At 64.0% G+C, this 21,206-nt stretch carries 14 protein-coding genes and 3 rRNA genes; all 17 read right to left on the bottom strand.

From position 1 onward, the window contains the following. Nucleotides 1–9: 9 nt before the first annotated feature. The 17 genes from steA to ACX1NL_RS05835 all read right to left on the bottom strand — a co-directional run bounded on the left by steA (nucleotide 10) and on the right by ACX1NL_RS05835 (nucleotide 21,135). The gene (gene steA, locus ACX1NL_RS05915; RefSeq protein ID WP_301613875.1) at nucleotides 10–1,242 is read right to left on the bottom strand and encodes a putative cytokinetic ring protein SteA; all 1,233 of its coding nucleotides are present in this window, start codon (nucleotides 1,240–1,242) and stop codon (nucleotides 10–12) included. A 52-nt stretch (nucleotides 1,243–1,294) separates the two neighbouring features. After that, complete coding sequence (recN, locus tag ACX1NL_RS05910; protein WP_458898851.1) at nucleotides 1,295–3,022, bottom strand: DNA repair protein RecN; 1,728 nt, start codon at nucleotides 3,020–3,022, stop codon at nucleotides 1,295–1,297. Nucleotides 3,023–3,043: 21 nt separating this feature from the next. Further along, nucleotides 3,044–3,964, bottom strand: a complete 921-nt coding sequence (locus tag ACX1NL_RS05905) for an NAD kinase (RefSeq protein WP_181888374.1) — start codon at nucleotides 3,962–3,964, stop codon at nucleotides 3,044–3,046. Next, on the bottom strand, nucleotides 3,965–4,789 hold the full coding sequence (locus ACX1NL_RS05900) for a TlyA family rRNA (cytidine-2'-O)-methyltransferase (RefSeq protein WP_181888373.1): 825 nt from the start codon (nucleotides 4,787–4,789) through the stop codon (nucleotides 3,965–3,967). Between the two features lie 21 nt (nucleotides 4,790–4,810). After that, entirely contained in the window at nucleotides 4,811–4,981 is a 171-nt protein-coding gene (locus tag ACX1NL_RS05895) for a hypothetical protein (protein ID WP_239306567.1), read from the bottom strand. 5 nt (nucleotides 4,982–4,986) lie between these two features. Next, a complete protein-coding gene (locus ACX1NL_RS05890) occupies nucleotides 4,987–5,970 on the bottom strand; it encodes an HAD-IIA family hydrolase (RefSeq protein WP_458898850.1) in 984 nt (327 codons plus the stop codon). A gap of 4 nt (nucleotides 5,971–5,974) precedes the next feature. After that, nucleotides 5,975–6,700 carry a tetratricopeptide repeat protein gene (locus ACX1NL_RS05885; RefSeq protein WP_448230285.1) on the bottom strand — a complete coding sequence of 242 codons (726 nt, stop codon included), beginning with the start codon at nucleotides 6,698–6,700 and terminating at the stop codon, nucleotides 5,975–5,977. A 941-nt stretch (nucleotides 6,701–7,641) separates the two neighbouring features. Beyond that, nucleotides 7,642–7,759 (bottom strand): 5S ribosomal RNA (gene rrf, locus ACX1NL_RS05880). A 173-nt stretch (nucleotides 7,760–7,932) separates the two neighbouring features. Next, nucleotides 7,933–11,013 (bottom strand): 23S ribosomal RNA (locus ACX1NL_RS05875). 406 nt (nucleotides 11,014–11,419) lie between these two features. Beyond that, nucleotides 11,420–12,937 (bottom strand): 16S ribosomal RNA (locus ACX1NL_RS05870). The 16S, 23S and 5S rRNA genes sit together here, the layout of an rRNA operon. 621 nt (nucleotides 12,938–13,558) lie before the next feature. Further along, the gene (gene tyrS / locus ACX1NL_RS05865) at nucleotides 13,559–14,821 is read right to left on the bottom strand and encodes a tyrosine--tRNA ligase (RefSeq protein WP_458898849.1); all 1,263 of its coding nucleotides are present in this window, start codon (nucleotides 14,819–14,821) and stop codon (nucleotides 13,559–13,561) included. 12 nt (nucleotides 14,822–14,833) lie between these two features. Continuing rightward, nucleotides 14,834–15,013, bottom strand: coding sequence for a Trm112 family protein (locus tag ACX1NL_RS05860; RefSeq protein ID WP_181888369.1), 180 nt, complete (start codon nucleotides 15,011–15,013; stop codon nucleotides 14,834–14,836). After that, the gene (locus tag ACX1NL_RS05855; RefSeq protein WP_269952395.1) at nucleotides 15,010–15,660 is read right to left on the bottom strand and encodes a hypothetical protein; all 651 of its coding nucleotides are present in this window, start codon (nucleotides 15,658–15,660) and stop codon (nucleotides 15,010–15,012) included. The genes ACX1NL_RS05860 and ACX1NL_RS05855 overlap by 4 nt, the downstream gene beginning before the upstream one ends. After that, entirely contained in the window at nucleotides 15,647–17,239 is a 1,593-nt protein-coding gene (locus tag ACX1NL_RS05850; RefSeq protein ID WP_458898848.1) for a vWA domain-containing protein, read from the bottom strand. The genes ACX1NL_RS05855 and ACX1NL_RS05850 overlap by 14 nt, the downstream gene beginning before the upstream one ends. Beyond that, nucleotides 17,236–18,432, bottom strand: coding sequence for a hypothetical protein (locus ACX1NL_RS05845; protein WP_269952393.1), 1,197 nt, complete (start codon nucleotides 18,430–18,432; stop codon nucleotides 17,236–17,238). Before ACX1NL_RS05845 ends, ACX1NL_RS05850 begins: the two co-directional genes overlap by 4 nt. Nucleotides 18,433–18,481: 49 nt before the next feature. Further along, the gene (gene argH, locus ACX1NL_RS05840; protein ID WP_269952392.1) at nucleotides 18,482–19,918 is read right to left on the bottom strand and encodes an argininosuccinate lyase; all 1,437 of its coding nucleotides are present in this window, start codon (nucleotides 19,916–19,918) and stop codon (nucleotides 18,482–18,484) included. Between the two features lie 2 nt (nucleotides 19,919–19,920). Further along, nucleotides 19,921–21,135 (bottom strand): argininosuccinate synthase, encoded by a 1,215-nt coding sequence (locus tag ACX1NL_RS05835; protein ID WP_269952391.1) that lies wholly within the window; start codon nucleotides 21,133–21,135, stop codon nucleotides 19,921–19,923. Nucleotides 21,136–21,206: the final 71 nt, after the last annotated feature.

Genomic DNA, 21,206 nt, shown 5'->3' with positions numbered 1-21,206 from the left:
ACTGCCCTCCTAGCTGGTCCAGCCGTCGAACCAGCCGCGCACCGTCAGCGCGATGGTGTTCCAGGTGTCTACGAGGTTGTCGGCGAAGTTGCCGTCACCGCCGAGGCCGGCGATCAGGATCACCACCGCGGCGGCAACGAGCACGCCGAGGATCGCCCACGCCCACGCCACACCCGCACCGGACTCGACGGCGTAGAGGTTGGTGATCACGGTGGAATCCACGATCTTGCGCCCCGCCTTCAGGCGCGCGAGCAGCGCTGCCGGTTCCGTTGCCGGGGTGCCCGCGGTGGTAGCCGAATCCGCGAAGATGCGGTCCAGCTCCACCGGCTGGCCGACGGTGACAATCATCTCGGCGTCATGAAATGTGGCCAGCAAGATGGCCAGGTCCGTCGGCGAATCCGTCGCCGCCGGGAAGGTCATCGCGCCCACTCCGAGATCCTGAATGCGCTCCAACCCGGGCGCGTATCCGTCCGGTTCCGCCGGCAGGATCACCTTCGCGTCGGAGCGCAGGTTCTCCGAGGCCACGTCCTTCGGGTCCCCCACGATGACGTCCGGCGCGTACCCCATAGACGCCAGCGAGTCCGCCGCGGAGCCAACGCCGATGACCACCGGCGTGTACTCCTGCATGAAGTTCTTCAGCTCCTCCATGCGCTGGCGCGTGTCGGGAGCCGGCGAGACCACCAGCACCTTGCGCTCGGCCATGATGTCGCCGAGCTCCGGGGCGCCCACACCGTCGATGAGCAGCGCCGCCTCCGAGTGGATGAACTCGATGGTGTTACCGAAGTAGGCCTCCATGTTTTCCACCAAACCGCGTTGGGCCTGGGCGAATGTGGCGTCCACTTCAGTGCGGGTCACCGGCTGTGCCTGGCCGGCAACCTTGCGCCCCACGGTGATTTGTCCGGTCGGCGAGACCACGGCCTTCTTGCCGTCGCGGATCTTTCCGCGCATGTCTGTGCCTGCCGCCTCGAACAGCGGAACGCCTGCGTCGAGAAGCAAATGCGGCCCGAACGTGGGAAGCGTGCCGGTGGAGTACGGCGCGAGGTTGACCACCGCGGCCGGGCGCCGCGCAATGATTTGCTCCGCCAAACGGCGCTGCATGTCGGGGGCGTCCACGAACACGATGTCGCCCTCGCTGAGCCTGCCAAGGCCCTTGCCCTGCGGGGTGCAGTCGCGCAAGGTGCCGCGCAGCTCGGCCGCGGGCGGTTCCTTCGTGGGGTCTTGGGTGGAGGGTGCAGCAGTCATGCGCACCATTGTGCAACGGTGACCTGCCTGAACCGGGGAGGCGCGCGGGGAGTTATCCGCGCAACTGCTCCACCTCACCCTGCGCGCGCTCGAAGAGTTCCGCGGCGTGGGCGCGGCCGGTGTCCGAATCGTCCATGCCCGCCATCATTCGGGCCAGCTCCTCGATGCGCTCCTCCGGTTGCAGCGCCGCAACACCGGAGGTCACAGCCACGTCGCCGATGTCCTTGGACACGTGCAGGTGCGTGTCGGCATACGCCGCGACCTGCGGCAGGTGCGTGACCACAATGACCTGGTTGCCGCGCGCCAACCGCGCGAGACGCCGTCCGATCTCCACCGCCGCGCGCCCGCCCACGCCTGCGTCCACTTCGTCGAACACCAGCGTCGCGCCGCTGGAGGATTCGGACAGGATCACTTCGAGCGCGAGCATCACGCGCGACAGCTCGCCGCCGGACGCGCTCGTGGCCAGCGGCTTCGGCTCAAGCGCGCTATTCGGCGCGAGCAGGATCTCCACCGTGTCGGCCCCGTCGCGGCCGTACTGCGCCTTCGCGACGTTGACCGTGAGTTGCGCCTTCGGCATCGCCAGCCCGTGCAGCTCCTCGGTCACCGCCTCGCCCAACTTGCCCGCGGCCTTCGTGCGCGCCTTCGTCAACGCGGCGGCGTGCTTTGTCATCGCCTGCTCCAGCTCGGCCACCTTCGCCTTTAGCTTTTCGACGGCACCCTCCGACGTATCGATCTTGGCCAGCCGCGCCCCGGCCTTATCGCGCCACGCCACCACACCGGCCGCGTCAGGGGCGTACTTGCGGGTCAGACCTTTGATCTCCTGCTGGCGCTGCAGGAGTTTCTCCAACTCCTCGGGGTCGGACGGCAGGCCGCTGGTGTAGCTGCCCAGCTCCGCCGAGACGTCCGAGAGCACGCCGGCGACCTCACCCAGCCTGGCACCCAGGTCGCGCAGCTCCTGGTCGCTGGCGCCCTCGAGCGCCGCCTGCGCGCGGCCGATCAGGTCGGAGGCGGGTTCCTCTTCCCCGCCGACACCGCCGACGGCGTCCGCACCGTCGATAGCCATAAGCGCGGTCTCGGCGGCCTCGCGCAAGGCGTCCACATCCTGGAGACGGTTGATGGTGGCAACCAGCTCCTCGTCCTCGCCAGCCTGCGGGGCCACCGCATCGATCTCGTCGATGGCGAACTGGAGGCGGTCTACCTCCTGCGCCAGCTCCAAGCGCTTTTCGGTGCGCTCCTTCAAATCCTTCGCCGCTGCTCGCCATGCGGTGTACGCCTCGCGGTACGCATCCAGCTTTGCTTGGATGGCCGGGTCGAACCTGTCGAGGGCGGCCAACTGCTGTTCCGGCGCCATCAGGCGCAGCTGGTCGTTCTGGCCGTGGATCGTCAGCAGGTGGCCCGCCAGCTCGCTCAGCGTCGCCGCCGGCACCTTGCGCCCGCCCAGGTGCGCGCTGGAGCGCCCCGAGGCCTTCACCGAGCGCGACACCAAATACTCGCCGTTTTCATCAGCTTCTGCTCCAGCGCCCGCGGCTATCGCGCCGACGGCTTCGCGCACCTCCTCCGGCAGCCCTTCGGTGCCGAACGCGCCTTCCACCACCGCGCCGTCCGCGCCGGTGCGCACGCGTGAGGCATCCGCCCGGCCGCCGGTGAGCAAGCGCAGGCCCGTGACCACCATCGTCTTACCAGCGCCCGTCTCGCCAGTGAGCACGGTTAGCCCCGGCGAAAGCTCAGCCGAGGCATGGCGGATCACACCAAGGTTGGAGATAGCAATCTCAGCGAGCAAAAACGTGCCTCCCTGTCAGATTCAAGCCCCGCGCGGGCCGCGCCACCCGGAAACCGGGAGTTGGAATTTGTCCACGAGCCTGTCCGTGAACGGCCTGTCGTCCAAGCGTACCCAGCGCACCCCGCGCTCGCCCCGCGCCACTTCCACGCGGGAACCGGCGGGCACCGTCAGGCGGCGCTGCCCGTCCATCACCGCCACGGCCTGCGTGGTCTGCTGCTCCGACTCCACCGCCACAGTCGACGTCGGCGCCACCACCAGCGGCTTGGCAAACAGCGCGTGCGCGTTATTCGGCACCACCAGGATCGCATCGAGCTGCGGCCACATCACGGGCCCGCCCGCGGAAAACGCGTACGCTGTCGAGCCTGTCGGCGTGGAGATCAGCACACCGTCGCAGCCGAAGGAGGACACCGGCCGGAAGTCCACCTCCAGCGTCGCGTCCAACACGCGGGTGCGGTCGGAGTTTTCAATGCTGCACTCGTTGAGCGCCCAGCTGCGGCCCAGCACCTCCCCGCCCTCGCCGATCACCGACACGTCCAGCGTCATGCGCTCAACCACGCGGTAGGAACGGTCAATCACCTGGCCGATGACTTTTTCCAGGCTCGATGCTTCCCCTTCCGCGAGGAAGCCCACGTGACCTAAGTTGATGCCAAGGACCGGGATGTCCTGCGCCCGCGCGTAGCTCGCCGCACGCAGGAACGTCCCGTCGCCGCCGAGCACAAGCACCAACTCGCAGCCCGCGGCAGCGGAATCGTCCGCCTTCGCGCGCGTCAGCCCACACAGCACAGGGTTGGTCTCGATGACGTCCATCTGCTCCTGCTCGAGCAGACGGACCTCAATGCCCGCCTGCTGCAAAAGCTGCGCCGCCCGCGCCGCCGAATCAATGTTGGAGGCCCTGAACAGGTGCGGCACCAGCAGGATCTCGCGGCGTGTCGTCTCACCCATCTACTTCGGTCCTTCCTCGATCGCGCGGTTGACCAGCGCGGCCAGTGCGTCGTCGTCAAGCTTGTGCTTACCCCCGTCTTTGACCAGCCACAGAAAGTATTCCACGTTGCCGCTCGGACCCGGCAGCGGGGACGCCGTCGCCCCGCGCACGGACAATCCCAGCGACTGCGCAAAACGCGCGACGTCCAGCGTGACCTCCGCGCGCAGCTCCGGCGAGCGCACCACGCCGCCGCTGCCGAGGCGGTCCTTACCTACCTCGAATTGTGGCTTGACCATGGGCAGCATGTCCGCGCCGTCGACCATGCACTCCGCAAGCGCCGGCAGCACTAGTTTCAGCGAGATAAACGACAGGTCGCCCACCATAAGATCCGCCGGCCCGCCCATCATCTCCGGAGTGAGGTTGCGGATGTTCGTGCGGTCCAGCACGCGCACACGCTCGTCGTTCTGCAGCCGCCACACCAGCTGGCCGTAACCCACGTCCACCGCGACGACCTCGCTCGCGCCGCGCGACAGCAGCACATCAGTAAACCCGCCGGTCGAGGCACCAGCGTCCAACGCCTTTCGCTTCTCGACGACCAGCCCGCCCCCGCCAAACACCTCAAGCGCGCCAAGCAGCTTGTGCGCACCACGCGACGCCCAATCGTCCACGTCGTCGGTGTTGACCTTGATCGACGCTTCCGGCTCCACCACCGTCGCCGGCTTCGTTGCCGTGAAGCCACCCACCTGGACGCGGCCTTCCTTGATCCACGACTGCGCCTGCTCGCGCGAGCGCGCAATCTTGCGGCGGACCAGCTCCGCGTCGAGCCGGGTGCGTTTCGGTGCCACGGTAGCGGCCCCCTTTCTTAACTAGCTATCGGACAGCGCCTCGTGCAGCACCGCGTGCGCCCGAGTCAGCGCGTCCACCTCTTCCGCGAGGCCGTCCGTCGGCTCCGCCAGAATCGACTCGACGCGCTCGGTGACCTCGTCGGCGCTGACCTTCGGTGCCCGCGGGTCGCGGGGAATCGGAGCGGGGCTCATCTTGGTCACCACCACTCGGCGAGTGCCGCGTCAGCGGCGTCGGACTCTTCGCGCACATCGGCCGGCGGCTCGGGCTGCCGCCACGCCACGTCGAGGGCAGTCCGAAGCGCAGCCAAGCTGGAGGCGCCGGGGTTGCCGCCGGAAAGGACGATGGCGGAGCCGTCGATACGCGCCTCGAAGCCCTCCTGCGCGCCCGGGGCGAGTGCCTCCGTCGGCTCGCTCAGTCCGCGCATGTCCGCGGCGATGTACGTCGGCCGGTGTTCGGGCGGCGCCTGCAGCAGCGCGTACGGGCCAGAAACCCCGGTCAGCACATGCAGCGCGGGCATGCCAGCGGCGACGCCACCTGCAATATCGGTGTCCAGCCTGTCGCCCACAGCGAGCGGTGTCTGCATGCCCCGCGACTTCGCCGCCTGGGTGAACATCGCCGGCTCCGGCTTGCCCGCAGCCTCAGGCACGACGCCGGTCGCCGAGGTCACCGCCGCGACCATGGACCCGTTGCCAACCATCAAGCCGCGCTCCATCGGCAGCGACGTATCCAGGTTCGTGGCCAGGTACTTCGCCCCGCGCTGCAGGCTCAGCGCCGCCTCCGACAGCTCGCGCCACCCCGTGTCCGGGTTGTGGCCGTGCAGCACCACCTTGGGCGCATCATCGGCGCTGTCCACGACCCGGTAGCCGGAGTCCTGGACCAGCTGTCGCAGCGACGGCGCACCCACGACGTAGACTGCGTCCCCCTTCTCGAGGTAGCGCTCCGCCATGCTCACCGCCGCCATCGCGGACGTGAGCACGTCCTCCTCACCCACATGCAAGTCAATGGCACGGAGCATCTCCGCGACATCCTTGGCACTGCGCGAAGCGTTGTTGGTCACGTACATCGCCGGCAGCCCGGAGGCGTTAATCGCCTCAACCGCGTGCTCAATCGCCACACCGCCAGACCAGACAGTGCCGTCGAGGTCCAGCAGCAGGCCGTCATGGTTCGACGCAAGCGTCATCGCTCTAGCCCAGCTCCGCCACACGCTCGGACGCGTCGGTCATGCCGTCCACGTCAATCTTGGCGACGTGCTCAAACCACCGCTTCGCCTCCGCCTTCTCGCCGGTGGCCAAGAGCGCATCTGCGTAGGCGTAGCTCAGCCGCGCCTGTTCAAAACCCTGGGAATCCAGCGACGGGTTCAGTCGCTGCAACTGCGCCACCGCCGAGTCGTGCTGCCCAAGGTCGTGGCGCGCACCAGCCAGAACGATGGCCAGCTCAATCTGGCCTTCCTCGTCCAACTCGCGTGCCTCGGGGCTGCGACCGAGCTCCAGTGCCTTTTCCGGCCTCCCAAGACCGCGTTCCGCGTCCGCCATCACGGCAAGCAAACCGGGACCGCCGGAAATTCGGCGCGCGGCACGAAGCTCAGACAGTGCTTCCTTCCACTCGCCGGCGTGGTACGCCACCACACCGTTGGTTTCGCGCACCACGCCCACGCGTCCCGCGCGGTTCTTCGCGGCGCGGGCGTGCTGCAGCGCAAGCTGTGGGTCGTCGTACAGCAGGTCGGTCGCCATGAGCATATGCTTTGCGACGCGCTCCGCATTATCCTTCGACAGCACCTTCAAATCCTGCAGCACCGACGGGTCCAAGTCGGAGATTTCCAGGCCCTGCGGCAGATCAGGCTCCAGCTCCTTCTGCGCCATGCGGTCCTCGCGGAAGCCCTCGCGGCGCGGGTTGGAACGGTCGTGGCGCACACCACCGCGACCCCGGCGACGGTCCCCGTCGCGTCCACGACGCTCGCCACGGCGGCCGTCCCGGCCCTCACCGCGTCCGCGGCCTTCACCACGACGACGGTCCCCGTCCCGACCGCGGCCTTCACCACGACCGCCGCCATCTCTGCGAGACCCGCCCTGACCATCACGGTTGCGGGCATCACGGCCACCGCGCTCCCCGCGCGGCCTATCCTTGCGACCGTTATCGTCGGAAGAGCGCTCCTGCCCTCTTCCTTCGTCCACATCTGCCATTGGGGACCTCCGTTTCTAATCTCGACCATTATAGGAAAGCCAAACACTCGGGCACATCTGGCTCCAGCCACCTGCGCCTTCCGCCGCGCGCTCCCACCCTCGCTGCCCACGAAACCAGAACCTACCTGCGGTCTGCCCTGGTGAATTCCCGATTGGGGAGGATGTTACTTCGGTGGGTGTGGGCTAATGATGGCTGCAGGTGTCATTGTCGGCAATGCGGAGTCGGGCCGGGCCCAGGGTTTTTGTGTGGGTGCGTTGTTGGTCGAGTAGTGGAGGTCGAGTTCATCGGTGTACACGGGCGTACTCGACGTCCGCTACTCGACTTTCGCCCCGCAGTAGGCGTCAACGTGGCAGCGCGTGCTGCCCCCGCGACCTATTCGCCCCGCAGTAGGCGTCAACGTGGCAGCGCGTGCTGCCCCCGCGACCTATTCGGCCCCCAGTGAATGAGTCACGCCCCGCCGGTGGCTACGCCCGGTTGCCCGCAATGTGGGGTCACGCCCGGTGACGGAACTGGTGGGTGTGCACCCATTGTTGGTGTGGGTGTTGTTGTCCGCAGCGTGGAAGCACACACGCGGGCGGGTACGCCGGCCAAGTCGTGGGTATGCGAAAAGGCACCCGCCGCACAAACAAGGGGTGTTTGTGTGGCGGGTGCAGTTTATGTGAAGTTGTTGGGTCGGCGGTAACCTACTCTCCCACTCCCTCCCGGGGGCAGTACCATCGGCGCGGGCGGGCTTAGCTTCCGGGTTCGGAATGGGACCGGGCGTTTCCCCGCCGCCATCAACCACCGACACACCTTTAGGGGCGTGCACGGCGCTGAGTGTTCAGCGTGTGTATGCAATTTTTGTCGGCCAACACCGTGCGGTGGTGTTGGTGTGTTGTGTCAGTGACTGCACAGTGGACGCAAGCGTTTTGCTTGGTTGTGTTCGTTTCGCGGTGTTCACACCCTTGGTTGGTGTGTGGCGGAGTGTGTTTATTGGTGTATTAGTACCGGTCGCCTCCACACATTGCTGTGCTTCCAGGTCCGGCCTATCAACCCAGTCGTCTTCTGGGAACCTCAAATGAAACCTCATCTTAAAACAGGCTTCCCGCTTAGATGCTTTCAGCGGTTATCCCTTCCGTACGTAGCCAACCAGCCGTGCTCCTGGCGGAACAACTGGCACACTAGAGGTACGTCCGTCCCGGTCCTCTCGTACTAGGGACAGCCTTCTTCAAGTTTCAACGCGCGCGGCGGATAGAGACCGAACTGTCTCACGACGTTCTGAACCCAGCTCGCGTGCCGCTTTAATGGGCGAACAGCCCAACCCTTGGGACCTACTCCAGCCCCAGGATGCGACGAGCCGACATCGAGGTGCCAAACCATCCCGTCGATATGGACTCTTGGGGAAGATCAGCCTGTTATCCCCGGGGTACCTTTTATCCGTTGAGCGACACCACATCCACAAGTAGGTGCCGGATCACTAGTCCCGACTTTCGTCCCTGCTCGACTAGTCAGTCTCGCAGTCAAGCTCCCTTGTGCACTTACACTCTGAACACCTGATTGCCAACCAGGCTGAGGGAACCTTTGGGCGCCTCCGTTACATTTTGGGAGGCAACCGCCCCAGTTAAACTACCCACCAGGCACTGTCCCCAACCCAGATCATGGGCCAAGGTTAGATATCCACTACGGTCAGAGTGGTATTTCAACAACGACTCCACACACACTGGCGTGCATGCTTCACAGTCTCCCACCTATCCTACACAAACCGCACCGAATGCCAATACCAAGCTATAGTGAAGGTCCCGGGGTCTTTTCGTCCTGCCGCGCGAAACGAGCATCTTTACTCGTACTGCAATTTCACCGGGCCTGTGGTTGAGACAGCAGGGGAGTCGTTACGCCATTCGTGCAGGTCGGAACTTACCCGACAAGGAATTTCGCTACCTTAGGATGGTTATAGTTACCACCGCCGTTTACTGGGGCTTAAATTCTCCGCTTCGGACATGACGTCCTAACAGGTCCTCTTAACCTTCCAGCACCGGGCAGGCGTCAGTCCGTATACATCAACTTAACCGTCTTCGCACGGACCTGTGTTTTTGATAAACAGTCGCTCCCCTCTCTTCTCTGCGACCCACACCAGCTGCCGCACGTGAAGTGCTTGACTAGTGCAGGTCCCCCTTCTCCCGAAGTTACGGGGGCATTTTGCCGAGTTCCTTAACCACAGTTCACCCGCTCGCCTGAGTATTTTCTACCTGACCACCTGTGTCGGTTATGGGTACGGGCCGTATACGCACATCGCTAGAGGCTTTTCTCGGCAGTCCAGGATCACCAACATCACCCAACTATGGGCTACGCATCACGCCTCACACAAAAAACACCAGGATTTACCATGGTGTCGTGCCACACGCTTGCACCGCAATCCAATCAGCGGCTCGGCTACCTCACTGCGTCACCCCATCACTGACCTACAACGGATCAGGCCCCACGCATCACCGCCAACCAACCATCCTAAAAGGATGGCAACGGTCGGCGGGTCAGGGTGGTTAGTATCACCGCTTCGATACTGGGCGCGCATATACGGGTACGGGAATATCAACCCGTTAACCATCGACTACGCCTGTCGGCCTCGCCTTAGGACCCGACTCACCCTGGGAAGACGAACTTGACCCAGGAACCCTTAGTCATCCGGCGGGCAAGATTCTCACTTGCCATTCGTTACTCATGCCTGCATTCTCACTCGCATGCAGTCCACCGCTCCTTCCGGTACGGCTTCACCCCACACACGACGCTCCCCTACCCAACAGAAAACTGTTGCCGCGGCTTCGGCGGTGTGCTTGAGCCCCACTACATTGTCGGCGCGGAACCACTCGACCAGTGAGCTATTACGCACTCTTTCAAGGATGGCTGCTTCTAAGCCAACCTCCTGGCTGTCTTCGCGATCCCACATCCTTTTCCACTTAGCACACCCTTAGGGGCCTTAACCGGCGATCTGGGCTGTTTCCCTCTCGACTATGAAGCTTATCCCCCACAGTCTCACTGCAATGCACCACTTCACCGGTATTCGGAGTTTGGCTGACGTCGCTAAGATGATAGTCCCGCTCAACCAACCAGTAGCTCTACCTCCGGCAAGCTCACATCACGCTGCACCTAAATGCATTTCGGGGAGAACCAGCTATCACGGAGTTTGATTGGCCTTTCACCCCTACCCACAGCTCATCCCCTCAGTTTTCAACCTAAGTGGGTTCGCGCCTCCACAACCTCTTACAGCTGCTTCACACTGGCCATGGGTAGATCACCCCGCTTCGGGTCCAGGACATGCCACTTGCCACCCTATTCGGATTCGCTTTCGCTACGACTACCCCACAATCGGGTTAACCTCGCGACATGCCGCTGACTCGCAGGCTCATTCTTCAAAAGGCACGCCATCACACACAAACGGTGCTCTGACGGATTGTAAGCGCATGGTTTCAGGAACTCTTTCACTCCCCTCCCGGGGTACTTTTCACCATTCCCTCACGGTACTTAATTCACTATCGGTCACACTGAGTATTTAGGCTTACCGGGTGGTCCCGGCAGATTCACAGCAGATTCCACGAGCCCGCTGCTACTCGGGGAAAAACACAAACAACACAACCACACACACCTTCACGTACAGGACTTTTCACCTACTCCGGCGCACCATCCCAGATGCTTCCGCTGATGTATATGCATTGCGCGTGCAGTTGACAGCCTGCACCATTTGCGCCCCACAACACCGCACACGCAACCCCTGCCAGGTATCACACGCACACGGTTTAGCCTCATCCGCTATCGCTCGCCACTACACACGGAATCACAATTGTTTTCTTCTCCTACGGGTACTGAGATGTTTCACTTCCCCGCGTCAACCCCCACACAGACTATGTATTCACCTGCGGGTAACACCACACAACTGGTGCTGGGTTTCCCCATTCGGACATCCTCGGATCAACGCTTTGTTGGCAACTCCCCGAGGCATAACGCAGCCTCACACGTCCTTCATCGGCTCAGCATGCCAAGGCATCCACCATACGCCCGTAACAAAACACACGGACACACAAACAATCAAGGTACAAACACCAAAACACAAAAAAGAAAGATACTCGCGTCCACTATACAGTTCTCACACAACACAACCCCCACACACAACCAACCACAACCAACGTGGCCAGCCCACATGAGAGCCCAACAGGAACAACCTTGTGCTGCCCCAGACACCCAACAGTGCACCAACGCATATCAAATCTTTTGTCACGCAAACCGGTGTGACCACCCACCAGGCACCATGTGAGCGCACAACCCTTATCAGGCCAGACGCACCACCATCGAAGCAGTGCAGTCATGACCTCGGTGTGTCTCCACCCGGCAAAATACTTCCGTGGCAGTCGCACACTCGGCGACTCAACCACACAAAACAACACCCACAACTGCGGGCACACAAAATACAAGCTCCTTAGAAAGGAGGTGATCCAGCCGCACCTTCCGGTACGGCTACCTTGTTACGACTTCGTCCCAATCGCCGATCCCACCTTCGACAGCTCCTTTTGACAGGCCACTGGCTTCGGGTGTTACCAACTTTCATGACGTGACGGGCGGTGTGTACAAGGCCCGGGAACGTATTCACCGCAGCGTTGCTGATCTGCGATTACTAGCGACTCCGACTTCATGGGGTCGAGTTGCAGACCCCAATCCGAACTACGACCGGCTTTACAGCGATTAGCTCACCCTCACAGGCTCGCAGACGCGTTGTACCGACCATTGTAGCATGTGTGAAGCCCTGGACATAAGGGGCATGATGATTTGACGTCATCCCCACCTTCCTCCGAGTTAACCCCGGCAGTCTCTCACGAGTCCCCACCATAACGTGCTGGCAACATAAGACAAGGGTTGCGCTCGTTGCGGGACTTAACCCAACATCTCACGACACGAGCTGACGACAACCATGCACCACCTGTACACCAACCACAAAGGGAAAGACCATCTCTGGCCCGGTCTGGTGTATGTCAAGCCCAGGTAAGGTTCTTCGCGTTGCATCGAATTAATCCACATGCTCCGCCGCTTGTGCGGGCCCCCGTCAATTCCTTTGAGTTTTAGCCTTGCGGCCGTACTCCCCAGGCGGGGCGCTTAATGCGTTAGCTACGGCACGAACCCCGTGGAAGGGACTCACACCTAGCGCCCACCGTTTACGGCATGGACTACCAGGGTATCTAATCCTGTTCGCTACCCATGCTTTCGCTCCTCAGCGTCAGTTACTGCCCAGAGACCTGCCTTCGCCATCGGTGTTCCTCCTGATATCTGCGCATTCCACCGCTACACCAGGAATTCCAGTCTCCCCTACAGCACTCAAGTTATGCCCGTATCGCCTGCAGTCCCGCAGTTAAGCTGCGGGCTTACACAAACGACGCGACAAACCACCTACGAGCTCTTTACGCCCAGTAATTCCGGACAACGCTCGCACCCTACGTATTACCGCGGCTGCTGGCACGTAGTTAGCCGGTGCTTCTTCTCCAGGTACCGTCACTTGCGCTTCGTCCCTAGCGAAAGGAGTTTACAACCCGAAGGCCGTCATCCCCCACGCGGCGTCGCTGCATCAGGCTTGCGCCCATTGTGCAATATTCCCCACTGCTGCCTCCCGTAGGAGTCTGGGCCGTATCTCAGTCCCAATGTGGCCGTACACCCTCTCAGGCCGGCTACCCGTCGACGCCTTGGTAGGCCATTACCCCACCAACAAGCTGATAGGCCGCGAGCTCATCCCACACCGAAAAAACTTTCCACAATGGCATCCAAACCATCGTCCTATCCGGTATTAGACCCAGTTTCCCAGGCTTATCCCGAAGTGCAGGGCAGATCACCCACGTGTTACTCACCCGTTCGCCACTCGAGTACCCAAGCAAGCTTGGGCCTTTCCGTTCGACTTGCATGTGTTAAGCACGCCGCCAGCGTTCATCCTGAGCCAGGATCAAACTCTCCACAAAAACAGTTTCAGCAGAAACAGGCCGTGAAAAGCCCAAACCCAACCAAAAACAAACCAACCAACACAAAATGCTGGACTGGCAAAATCCAAAAATTACAAAGGTTCAAACAACCAACCCCCAACCCGACGGGGTTATAAGCAGGGGCTGGCCAAAAAACATACGTGAAACATGTTCAACCACACCCCACGCACACCGAACCAAACAGATGACGCAATCCATCATTGGAATTCAACCACGCCACCACCGGCACACACCCAAAAGGCGTCTGCCACACAGTGTACAAAACGAGGCAGGCGAACACACCCACGCAACAAAAGTACATTGGCACACTATCGAGTTCTCAAACAACACCAGCACACCTGCCAACCAGAACCCAACACGGCCCCAGCCGGAAAAAGCGGCTTCGTCAGAAGCTACACAACCAACCAACCAAAAGTCAAACTCACGTTAAACCCCGGTTAACCAGAACGTAACCCCTATGCACTTAAACCATTCCCTCCAAGCGGCCGAACCGCTCAGAAGCAACGGATGGATATATAACCACGAAGCCAAACACAACACAAAACGCCCAGGCCAGAAGGGAAAACTGGCCTGGGCGACAGCTCGTCGTAAAGCAGATTGCTAGACGCGCTTCGCTCCCGCGAAGTTCTTCTTGCCGCGGCGAAGCACCAGCCAGGAACCGTGGAGGAAGTCGTCCTCGGTGGGCGCCCACGCCTCATCCTCGATGCGGACGTTGTTCACGTACGCGCCACCTTCCTTGATAGAGCGGCGGGCGGCACCCTTGGAATCCGCAAGGCCGGCACCGACGAGCAGATCCACGATGGTGGTCTCGCCGGAGAACTCGAAGACGTCGGTCTCGGAGACCGACGCGGCGAGGGTCGCCTCGTCCAGATCCGCAAGCTCGGCGCGGCCGAACAGCGCCTGGGATGCGAGCTCGACGGCCTCGCGCGCCTCTACGCCGTGGACCAGGTCGGTCATTTCCTGGGCAAGTCGACGCTGCGCCTCGCGCTTGAACGGACGCTCCTCCACCTCGACCTCTAGGCGGGCGAGCTCCTCCTGATCCAGGAAGGTGAACCACCGCAGGTAGCGGATCACGTCGGCGTCCGCGGTGTTCACGAAGTACTGGTACCAGGTGTACGGGCTGGTCATCTCCGGGTCGAGCCACAGGGACCCGCCGCCGGTGGACTTGCCAAACTTTTTGCCCTCGGAATCGGTGACCAGCGGAACGGTCAGCGCGTGGGTCTGCGCGCCGTCGATGCGGCGGTTCAGGTCCACGCCGGCCACAAGGTTGCCCCACTGGTCACCGCCGCCGATCTGCAGGATGCAGTCGTGCGCGCGGCGCAGCTGCACAAAGTCGTTGGCCTGCAGCAACATGTAGGAGAACTCGGTGTAAGAAATGCCGTCGTTTTCCAGGCGACGCTTCACCGTCTCGCGGCCCAGCATGGTGGACAGGGAGAAGTGCTTGCCGATGTCGCGCAGGAACTCGATCGCGCTGAGGTCCTTGGTCCAGTCGTTGTTGTTGACCAGCTTCGCGGCGTTGTCGCCGTCGAAGTGCACGAAGCGCTTGAGCTGGCCGGAGATGCGCTCCGCCCAGTCCTTCACAGTGTCCGCAGAGTTCATAGAGCGCTCCCCCACGTCGCGCGGATCGCCGATCATGCCGGTGGCGCCGCCGGCCAGCACGATCGGGGTGTGGCCGGCTTCCTGGAAGCGGCGCAGCATCAGAAGCGGCACGAGGTGGCCGGCGTGCAGCGACGGGCCGGTCGGGTCGAAGCCGCAGTACAGGGTGATCGGCGCTTGCGTGGCTTCGCGCAGGTTGTCTAGGTCGGTGGACTGGTTGATCAGTCCTCGCCAGGTCAGCTCATCAATGATGTTGGAGGAAGTCATGGTCGCTTTCTTCTAGTTCGCGGGGGTGTAGGGCTCTGCTTCGTCGATAAGCAAAACCGGGATGCCGTCGTCGATGCGATAGGCAATTCCGAGGCGTTCGTTGACCAGGAGCTGCTTTTCCTGGTTGTACTCCAGCGGGCCCTTGTCCTTGGGGCACGCGAGGACGCTGAGAAGCTTCGGATCCAGACTCATGGTTTCGGATCGTACCCGTCGCCGCCGCGGTAGCTGTCGTCGAGTCCGGGCAACTCCCCGAGCTCCTCCCTCAAAAACTGCGCCTGTGAGTCCATCGCCCTCAAGTTGTCGTCCAATATGCCCTGCCGCACCCGTCCTGCCGCGCGCGTGAGCGTGGTCAGCGAGTCCACAACCACCCGCACCGCGGAGGCGTCGCGGTACTGCGGGGCATCGAGATACGTATCGACGACCTCCGGGTAGTACACCTTCACCACATTCCATATCGTTTGGCGGTGCTCCGGGGTCAGTTCCAAATGCTCCCATTCCGAGAGCACGAACCGGACAGTGTCTTCGAGCGCACGCGCCTGGGCCATCACCTGCCGCGGCGGGCGGGCGCCGCCGAGACGCCTGGAGGTCTCCTGCAGCGACCGCTCCAGCACCACCGGGGTGGGCTCCGCCGGCGCGGGCGGCAGCTCCTTGGGTGTGCGCGCGGGGGTCAGCGCCGCGCCCGCCCCGTAGGCCGCCAGCGCCGCCACCGGCCAGTAGACGCCGATACCCACCACCAGGTGCAGCACGACCACCAGGATGGCTAGCACCAACCCGACCTGGTTTTTCGGCGACGCGAAGTAGCGGGCGAACGCGTTGCCTGAAGCATTATTGGAAGCCACGGATCTCCTTAAACGCCGCTGCGAGGTCGCCGCCGAGCGCGTCGAACACTTCGCCGCCGGTCAGCTCCGCCAGCTCGCGCATTTCCGACTCACTGGCGTCGCCGTAGAGGATCACAAACACCGGCACGGACCGCTGTGCGGCCGGCAGCTGCTCGTACTCCTCCTTGAACTTGGAAAAGCGGGGCCCGACGGTGTCTTGGCCGTCGCTGAGCAGGACTATCGACGGAATCCCGCCGGCCGGATCCGTCTCGCGCAGTGCTTCAAGCAGCGTCTGGTACATCGCCGTGGAGCCGCTGGCACTGAGCCCATCCACGTAGTTGGTCAGCTCCGCGGCCGCCGCCGGGTCCTCGTGGGAGAACCGCGCCGTCACGGGGTCGTTCGGCCTGCTGTCGAAGGACTGCAGCGTGACGTTCTCCCGGTCGCGCAGGGAGACGTCGCCGGTGAGGGTGGAAGCGGAGCCGTCGATAAGCGAATGCATGATGTCTTTCAGCGACGCGATGCGTTGGCCCTCCATCGAACCCGAGGTGTCCAGCACAAACGTGGTGGTGCCGGGCTGGCGGTAGGAGTTGTCGTAGGCGTACAGGAGCTCGTTCACCACGCCTTCGTTCGCGGGGAACGGCAGCTCGATGACCTGCTGGTCCGCGATCTCCGCGGGCAGGTTGTCCACCTGCGTCACCGGCCTGCGGAAGGTGTCGGCGATGTCGGGCTGGTGCTCCAGGAGCCAATTCGCAAGCTTCTCGACGCGCTCCCGCGCGTCCGCATTCGCCGGCTGCGAAAGCGCGGACAGGGGGTAATCCGCGGAGATCACGCCGTCGGCCGGGACCACGACCTCGATGGGCTGGCCCTGCTGGCGCATCTGGTGCAGCGTGGACTCGTAGTTGACGATCGCGTCCGCGCGCTCCGGATCGTCGGCGAACGCCTCGGCCAACCACCCGGAGGACCCGGAGACCATGGTTTGGGCCTGGAACAGCTGCTCGAGGCGCGGGCCCACGCGCTCCAAGTCCGCCGGCGCGATGGCGTCGCCGGTGTCCGCCAGCGCGGTGGCAACGGCGACGAGCGCGGAGAACCCGGAGTTGGACGCCTGCGGGTTGGTCATGCCGAAGCTGAACTCCCCGGCCTCCGCGGCTGCGGCGAACTCCGCCCACGTGGGCTGCTTGGCGTCCCAGCCGAGGCGCTTGGCGCTGTCCTCCCAGACGCCGAACGCTATGGGGCTGGTGGCGATCTTCGTCTCGCCGTCGAGTTTGTCGGTGGCTCCGATGAGGTTGACGTAGCGGTTGGTGGCGAACCAGGTGGCGTCCACTTTTCCGTCGAAGTCGCCGCGCTTGAGCGTCTGCGAGTTGTCCAGGGTGCCGCCGGGAAATTGCATGTCGATGGAGAAGCCGAGGTCCTTGGCGGCCTGGTCGACCAGCCCCTCGAGATCCTTCAGCTCGGTGGCGGCGACGATGGTCAGGTCCGCCGGCTTGCCGGAACCGGAGCCAGAACCGGAACCCGAGGAACCGGAAGTGCCGCCGTCGAGCGAGACGCACGAGGCGAGCATGAGCGACATCAAGGCGGCGATGGCCGCGTAAAGGCGTTTCACTGGTCGTCCTCCTTCACCGGCGCGGGCGCTCCGGCGTAGCGTTGCCCCACTCCGTCGATGAGCTGCTCGAGCCTGTCGTAGGAGGGCGGGTCGATGGAATTGACGTAGTCGGAAGGCGCTTCGAGACCGCGGTCCTCGAGTTCCTGCGCCAAGCTGCCGGAGTTCGCGGGGCGGAACCCGTGGCGCGCGGCGAGCTGCTGCAGCTGCGGGTCGTTCGACAGCAGGCGACCGAGCTCCTTGCCGCCCTCCGAGACACCGACGATGCCGTGGTTCGCGAGCACGGTGGGGCTCAAGTGCAGCAGCACCATGTCGTCCCGGATGCGCGAGTTCGGCCGCATCTGCTCGCCCAAGAACTGCGCCTCGTAGACCATCACCATGGGCGCCGCGCCGATGCCCTGGCTCAGGTAGTCCGTGAACGGGCCGGACGAGGACGCCTCGCTGTAGCCTTGCGCGGTGAAAAACGGGGCGATCTCGTCGATAAGGTACCCGACGTCGCCTCCGCGCTCCGGGTCGCGCTCGGCCACCTCCCACGCCAGCAGCGACAGGTACATCGCCGCGGAGTTGGAGGTGCGGATGTCCGTGGAGCGGATCTGCACATTGCGTGGCGACGGGTACGCCTCGCCCAGATCACGCCAACGTTTGCCGGAGCGGGCCAGGTCCATGTATTTGTTCACGTCCAGGGTGTACGCGCCGTTTTGCTCGCTGACCACCCCTTCCGCCACGAGCAGGTCGGCGATCGGCTTCCAGCTCGCCACCGCCATCGGCGTGAAGAACGGGAAGTCCACGGAGTAGCCGCTGCCCTGCTCGCGCACCTTCTGTGTCGCGGGCGCCGACGACGGGAAGACGAAGTCCTGCTCCGCAATATCCGTGGTGGTGGCGATCTGGCGCGAGCCGGCGGTGGTGACGCTGACGCTGTACCCCAGCTCCTCCAGCCGAGCCACCACGTCGGGGTCTTCGAAGTAGGCCCGCTTTTCGGAGCCGATCACGCCGTGCAGCTGCGTCAGCTTGCCGCCGGACCCGCCGGAACCGCCGGCCGCTCCCCCGCCTCCGCCGTCGCCGTCACCGCCGCCGAAGGGCAGCAGCCCCCGTCCCAGCGCGACGGCGGCAATAACCACCCCAACTAAAATGACGCCAAGCACCACGGAGACTTTCCGTCCCCGGGGCTTGGCGTCATGGCTGCTCGGCACACTCATAGCTCACATGCTAAATGGCCGGGCCGACATGCGCGCCGCAATCGGCGAACTACTGCGCGCGCACCGGCGTTGTCGCCCACTCGCGCGCTGCCTTGTTCGCTTCGCGCACGCGCTCGCGCTGCTCCTCCACGCGCGGGCGGGCGGTGCCGCCGCGGGTGTCGCGGGAGGCCACCGCGCCGTCGACGGTGAGCACTTCGCGGACCTCAGGGAGCAAGCGCTTATCGACGTTTTGCAGTTCCTCGTCCGTAAGGTCGACCAAATCCACGCCGCGGGATTCCGCGATGCGCACACAGGCACCGGACGCCTCGTGGGCCTCGCGGAACGGCACCCCCTGGCGCACCATCCACTCAGCCAGATCCGTCGCCAGCGTGAAGCCTGCCGGGGCGAGCTCGCGCATGCGGTCCTCGTGGAACGAAAGCGTGGACACCAGGCCGGTGAACGCCGGCAGGAGAATCGACAGCTGGGTCACCGAGTCCACCAGGGGCTCCTTGTCCTCCTGAAGGTCACGGTTGTACGCCAGCGGCATGGCCTTCAGCGTGGCCAGAAGCCCGGTGAGGTTGCCAATCAAGCGTCCAGCCTTGCCGCGGGCGAGCTCCGGCACGTCCGGGTTCTTCTTCTGCGGCATGATCGACGAGCCCGTGGACCACGCGTCGTGCAGCGTGACGTAGCCGAACTCCGGCGTAGACCAGGCGATGATTTCTTCGGCGAAGCGGGAGACATCGATGGCGATCTGCGCCAGCACGTACGCCGACTCGGCGGCGAAATCGCGCGAGGCGGTGCCGTCGAGCGAGTTGTCCGTGGCGGATTCGAACCCGAGCTCATCGGCGATCGCCTCCGGGTCCAGGTGCAGCGAGGAGCCCGCCAGCGCACCGGAGCCGTACGGCGAAACGGCCAGGCGCTTGTCCGCGTCCTGGATGCGCTCCAGGTCGCGCAGCAGCGACTGGGCGTGCGCCAGAAGAGAGTGCGCGAGCAGGATCGGCTGCGCGGCCTGGAAGTGGGTCTTGCCCGGCATGATCGCGTCCGGGTGGGCCTCGGCCTGCTGGACAATCGCGTCGATCAGGTCAGAGACGTCCTGGGCCACGCCGCGGAGTGCGTCGCGCAGCCACATGCGGAACATCGCCGCGACCTGGTCGTTGCGGGACCGGCCCGCGCGCAGGCGGCCGCCAACCTCGGGGCCGACGCGGTCGATCAGGCCGCGCTCCATCGCGCCGTGCACGTCCTCATCGGTGGGCAGCGGGCCGAACGAGCCGTCGGCGACATCGCGGCCGAGCTTGTCGAGGCCGTCGAGCATCACCGTGAGGTCTTCGTCGCTAAGCAAACCCGCCCTGTTGAGCACCTTCGCGTGCGCCTTGGAGGCGAGCACGTCGTAAGGCGCGAGCACCCAGTCGAAGTGCGTGGAGACGGACAGGGCGAACATCGCCTCCGAAGGGCCGCCGGAGAAGCGGCCGCCCCACAGCGCGCCCTCGTTGGTCTTGTGCTGTTCCATCCCTACTTCTCCTGGGAGGCGGCAGCCGCCCTATCGCGCTTGTTGGCGATCTGGGAGGACAGGCCGTGCAGGCGCACAAAGCCCTTGGCCAGGGTCTGGTCGAAGCTGTCGCCGGTGTCGTAGGTGGCCAGGTTGAAGTCGTACAGGGAGTGGTTGGAGCGGCGGCCGTTGACGGTGGCGGTGCCGGCGTGCAGCACCATGCGGATATCGCCGGTGACGTGCTCCTGGGTGGACTCGATGAACGCGTCCAGGGAGCGCTTCAGCGGGCCGAACCAGAGACCGTCGTAGACCTCCTCGGACCAGCGGGCGTCGATGACGCGCTTGTAGCGGGCCAGCTCGCGCTCGACGGTGACGTCCTCAAGCGCCTTGTGCGCGGTGATCAGGGCCACTGCGCCCGGAGCCTCGTAGACCTCGCGGGACTTGATGCCCACCAGGCGGTCCTCCACCATGTCCAGGCGACCGATGCCCTGGGCGCCGGCGCGGCGGTTCATCTCCTCGATGGCCTCGAGGACGGTGACCTTGCGGCCGTCGATAGCCACCGGCTTACCGGCCTCGAAGGAGATGATCACCTCGTCCGGGGCGTTGCCCAGTGCCGGGTCCTCGGTGTAGGCGTAGAGGTCCTTTGTCGGCGGGTTCCACAGGTCCTCCAAAAAGCCGGTCTCAACCGCGCGGCCCCAGACGTTCTGGTCGATGGAAAACGGCGATGCCGCAGACTGCTCGATGGGCAGGTCCTTGCCCTCGGCGTACTCGATGGCCTTGTCGCGGGTCCACGCGTAGTCGCGTGCCGGGGCGATGATCTCCAGGTCCGGGTCCTGGTTGAGGAAGCCGACCTCGAAGCGGACCTGGTCGTTGCCCTTGCCGGTGCAGCCGTGGGCGACGTGGGTGCCGCCGAACTTGTGGCCAGCTTCCACCAGGTGCTTGACAATCAGCGGGCGGGAAATGGCGGAGACCAGCGGGTACTCGCCCTGGTACATGCCGTTGGCCTTGATGGTGGGCAGGCAGTACTCCTCGGCGAACTCGTCCTTGGCGTCCACCACAATGGACTCCACAGCGCCGCAGTCCAGCGCGCGCTGACGCACGGACTCCATGTCCTCGCCGCCCTGCCCGAGGTCCAGGGAGACGGCGATGACCTCGCCGCCGGTCATTTCGGCGAGGTAAGGGATGGCGACAGAGGTGTCAAGGCCGCCCGAGTACGCGAGCACAACGCGGTTAGTCATGGTGAAAGATCTCCTTCGAATTCCAGGACGATTCAGAATTATTCAGTGTATGTAAAATTATGCGATCGGCG

Source organism: Corynebacterium sp. CQ3829_602738 (genome assembly GCF_054478435.1).
This window is presented reverse-complemented; position numbering and strand designations above follow the sequence as displayed.

Excerpts from the sequence above, each read along its gene's own strand:
- steA (WP_301613875.1), bottom strand. The coding sequence starts at position 1,242 with ATGACTGCTGCACCCTCCACCCAAGACCCCACGAAGGAACCGCCCGCG.
- ACX1NL_RS05905 (WP_181888374.1), bottom strand. The coding sequence starts at position 3,964 with ATGGGTGAGACGACACGCCGCGAGATCCTGCTGGTGCCGCACCTGTTC.
- ACX1NL_RS05895 (WP_239306567.1), bottom strand. The coding sequence starts at position 4,981 with ATGAGCCCCGCTCCGATTCCCCGCGACCCGCGGGCACCGAAGGTCAGC.
- ACX1NL_RS05890 (WP_458898850.1), bottom strand. The coding sequence starts at position 5,970 with ATGACGCTTGCGTCGAACCATGACGGCCTGCTGCTGGACCTCGACGGC.
- tyrS (WP_458898849.1), bottom strand. The coding sequence starts at position 14,821 with ATGACTTCCTCCAACATCATTGATGAGCTGACCTGGCGAGGACTGATC.
- ACX1NL_RS05860 (WP_181888369.1), bottom strand. The coding sequence starts at position 15,013 with ATGAGTCTGGATCCGAAGCTTCTCAGCGTCCTCGCGTGCCCCAAGGAC.
- ACX1NL_RS05845 (WP_269952393.1), bottom strand. The coding sequence starts at position 18,432 with ATGAGTGTGCCGAGCAGCCATGACGCCAAGCCCCGGGGACGGAAAGTC.
- argH (WP_269952392.1), bottom strand. The coding sequence starts at position 19,918 with ATGGAACAGCACAAGACCAACGAGGGCGCGCTGTGGGGCGGCCGCTTC.
- ACX1NL_RS05835 (WP_269952391.1), bottom strand. The coding sequence starts at position 21,135 with ATGACTAACCGCGTTGTGCTCGCGTACTCGGGCGGCCTTGACACCTCT.